At 75.1% G+C, this 4,106-nt stretch carries 1 protein-coding gene; it reads left to right on the top strand.

The window, feature by feature from the left end; translation table 11 throughout:
* Positions 1–30 precede the first annotated feature (30 nt).
* Positions 31–4,106: type I polyketide synthase (locus ACIBH4_RS39565; RefSeq protein ID WP_362770381.1), on the top strand; the 4,076-nt coding region annotated here is incomplete at its 3' end.

Here is a 4,106-nt window from a genome sequence, read left to right on the forward strand (position 1 = left end):
CCGCGGGGGGGTGGGGTGCGGCGGGCGGGGGTGTCGTCGTTCGGGATCAGTGGGACCAACGCGCATGTCATCCTCGAACAGGCACCCGACGACCCCGCCGAGACACCGAATGTCTCCGGCCACGCCGATCGGCCCGCGACCGCGCCCGCTCCCCCCGTGCTGCTGTCGGGGGACAGCCCCGCCGCTCTGCGCAGGCAGGCCGGGGCACTGGCCGACCACCTTCAGGCCCATCCGGGGCTGGACCCGCGCGACGTGGCGGCCACCCTCCTTTCCAGGGCACGGCTCGGCCACGGCGCCGCCGTACTGGCCGACCACCTGCCCGCCCTGCGCGCCCTGGCACGGGGCGAACTCCACGACGAGGTCGTCACCGGCGAGAAGGCCCCGGGCAGGACGGTCTTCGTCTTCCCCGGCCAGGGATCGCAGTGGCCCGAGATGGCCCGCGCGCTCCTGGACTCCGACCGTACCTTCCGCGCCGAGATCGAGGCCTGCGAGGAGGCGTTCGCCGGACACACCGACTGGTCTCTCACCGCCGTGCTCCGCGGCGACGCCGGCGCGCCACCACTGGAGCGCGTCGACGTCGTGCAGCCGGTGCTCTTCGCGATGATGGTGTCGCTCGCGGCGATGTGGCGCGCCGCCGGAGTACGGCCGGACGCCGTGGTCGGGCACTCACAGGGCGAGATCGCCGCGGCCTACGTGGCGGGCGCGCTGTCGCTGGCGGACGCCGCGAAGATCGTCACACTCCGCAGCAGGGCGATAGCCCGCATCGCGGGGAACGGCGGCATGGTGTCGGTGGCGTTGGGCGCCGACGAGCTGGCCCGGGTCCTGGCGCGCCGACCGGGGGAGATCGAGATCGCGGTGCGCAACGGGCCACGCTCCACGGTGGTCGCGGGAGGCGCGGACGCCCTCGACGAGCTGCTCGCGTGGTGCGACGAGCAGGGCGTGCGCGCCCGCCGCGTCCCGGTGGACTACGCCTCGCACACCCGATACGTCGAACCCCTGCGCGAGGACCTGCTGGAGACGCTCACCGGCCTGGAACCGAGGCCGGCCGAGATCGCGTTCCACTCCTCGGTGACCGGGGAACCGGCCGACACCGCCACGCTCGACGCCGGGTACTGGTATCGGAACCTCCGCGGGACCGTGGAGTTCGAAGCCGCCGTCCACGGCCTGCTCGACGCGGGGTACCACCGGTTCGTCGAGGTGAGCCCGCACCCGGTGCTCACCGTGGCCGTCGAGGAGATCCTCGCCGAGCGGGGCCTGCCCGGGCTGGCGGGCGGCACGCTGCGGCGCGGCGAGGGCGGCACGGAGACGTTCCGCCGCGCCCTCGCCGTGGCCCACCTCGGCGGCGTCCCCGTCTCCTGGACGACGACGGGCACCTCTGCCGTGGACCTGCCGACCTACCGGTTCGAGCGCGAGCGCTACTGGCTCATCCCCTCCGCCGGCTCGGCCCTGGCGTCCGGGCTAGGGCCGTCCGCCGTCCGCCACCCGCTACTGGGGGCGATGGTCGCGCTCGTGGACGGCGGCGCGGTGCTGACCGGACGACTCGACACGGCGGCACAGGGGTGGCTCGCCGACCACTCGGTGTTCCGTACCGTGCTGGCACCCGGCACGGTTCTCGCCGAACTCGCCACCCGGGCCGGGGACCTCGTCGGCTGCCCAGAGGTGCGCGAGCTGACCGTCCAGGCGCCTCTCGTCCTCACCCACGGGCACCCGACGCCGCTGCAGGTGCTCGTCGCAGCCCCTGACGATCATGGCCGCCGGACCGTGGAGGTGCACGCGCGCTCGTCCGAGAACGCCCCGTGGACCCGGCACGCGGCCGGGACCCTCGCCCCCGGGACGACGGGGGCCACGCGGGTCGCGTGGCCTCCCCCCGGAGCCGAGAGCGTCGACATCACCGACGTGTACGCACGGCTGTACCGGCTCGGCTACGACTACGGCCCGGCCTTCCAGGGGCTGGCCGCCGTATGGCGGGCCGGCGACGGCACGGTCTACGCCGAGCTCGTCGCGGCCGAGGTCCGGGGTGCCGCGGGTGAGGATTTCGTCCTTCACCCGGCACTGCTCGACGCCGCTCTGCATCCGGTGGTGGCCGGGCTGGCCGGACTCGCCGACCCCGACCCGGACCACCCTCTCCTGCCGTTCGCCTTCGAGGGCCTGCGCCTGACCGGCGGGGCGAAGCGGGGGCTGGAAGGGCTGCGGGCGCGCATCGAACCGCTCGGCGCCTCCCGGTTCCGCTACACCTTCGCGGACCTGGAAGGGGAGGTCGTCGGCGCCGTCGAGTCCGTGGCGTTCCGCCCGGCCGCCCGCGCCGAACTCGCCGCGGCCCGCCCCGCGGCCGAGACCTACCGGGTCGACTGGGAGCGACCGGCCGAGACGGGCCCGGCTCCCGGAAACGTCATCGTGCTCGGCGGCTTCAGTGGCTCCGACGGCCCCGGTGGCCCAGGTGGCCTCGTCACGACGGACGGGGACGTCGGCGTGGTCGACGACCTGCTGTCGGCGGACGGCGCCGGGGCCGTGCTCGTACCCGTGGGCGGGCGGACGGGCGACGTGGTCGCGGAGGCACACGAGCGGACCGCCGCCGTCCTGGGGCTGCTCCAGGATTGGCTCCGCCATCCCGGTTTCGACGGTATCCGGCTCTCGGTCGTGGTGGCCGAGTCCGACCTCGCGTCCGCCCCGGTCCGTGGTCTGGTCCGCACCGCCGCCGCCGAACACCCCGGCCGGTTCACCCTGGTCACCGTCGACGGTCCCGCCCCCGCCGCGCTGCTCGCCGCCGAGCACGGCGAACGCGAGGTGGCCGTACGCGGCGGCGAACTGCTGGTGCCCAGACTCGCCGCCCACGACCTCGGCGGGAACACCCCTCACGACTCCGCCCCTCACGACTCGGGATCCCCGGTGGGGACGCCGACCGGCACCGTCCTCGTCACCGGAGGCACCGGAACCCTCGGCGCGCTGGTCGCCCGCAGGCTCGCCGCTTCGGCGAACCCTCCGCACCTGCTGCTGGTGAGCCGCTCGGGGCCGCGAGCGCCGGGCGCCGAGGCTCTGGCCGAGGAACTCACCGCGACAGGAGCCGGGGTGAGCGTGGTGGCCTGCGACGTCACCGACCGCGCGGTCGTGGCGGAACTGCTGGAATCCATCCCCGCCGACCGCCCCCTCAGGTCGGTGATCCACACCGCGGGGCTGCTCGCGGACGCCACGGTCACCGGGATGACCACCGAGGAACTGGCCGTCGCGCTGCGGCCCAAGGTGGACGCGGCGTGGCACCTGCACGAGCTGACCGCGGACCTCCCCCTGGAGGGCTTCGTGCTCTTCTCCTCCGCCGTGGCCACATTCGGCGTACCCGGGCAGGCGAACTACGCGGCCGCCAACGCCTTCCTCGACACCCTGGCCGAGCACCGGCGCCGTGCCGGTCTGCCGGCCACGGCCGTCGCCTGGGGTCTGTGGGAGGAGGCGAGCGCGATGACCGCCCACCTGGGCGCGGCCGACCGCGCCCGGCTCGCCAGGCACGGTGTCGGCCCGGTCGAGACCGGCCGCGCGCTGGACGTGCTCGAACGGGTGCGTGACGCCCACACCGTGGTGTCGCCGCTGGACGAGGGCGTGCTGCGGGACGAGGCGGCCGCGGGCCGCCTGCCCGCCCTGTTCTCCGGAATCGTCAAGCCGCCCGCCGCGGCCCGGCGGACGGCGGCCGACGGCGCCTGGGCGCGGCGGCTGCGGGCCGAACCGCCACACGAGCGGTCTCGCATCGTCACCGGGCTCGTACGCGAACAGGCCGCGGCCGTCCTCGGCCGCGAGGACGCGGACGGGGTGGGCGCGGACCGGCCGCTGAAGGAACTCGGCTTCGACTCACTGACCGCCGTCGAGCTGCGCAACCGGCTCAACGCGCTCACCGGCCTCACCCTGCACCCCACCGTCGCCTTCGAGTTCCCCACCGTCGCGGCGCTCGCGGGGCACCTGCTGGACGCCCTGTCGGCACAGGAGAGCACCGCGCTCGTGACCGTGACGGGAACCGATGTCTCTGACCCGGTGGTGATCGTGGGGATGGGGTGCCGGTTTCCCGGTGGGGTGGCCTCGCCTGAGGAGTTGTGGGAGCTGGTGGCGTCGGGGACGGACGCGAT

Source organism: Streptosporangium sp. NPDC050284, from assembly GCF_044459525.1.
Lineage (GTDB): Bacteria > Actinomycetota > Actinomycetes > Streptosporangiales > Streptosporangiaceae > Streptosporangium.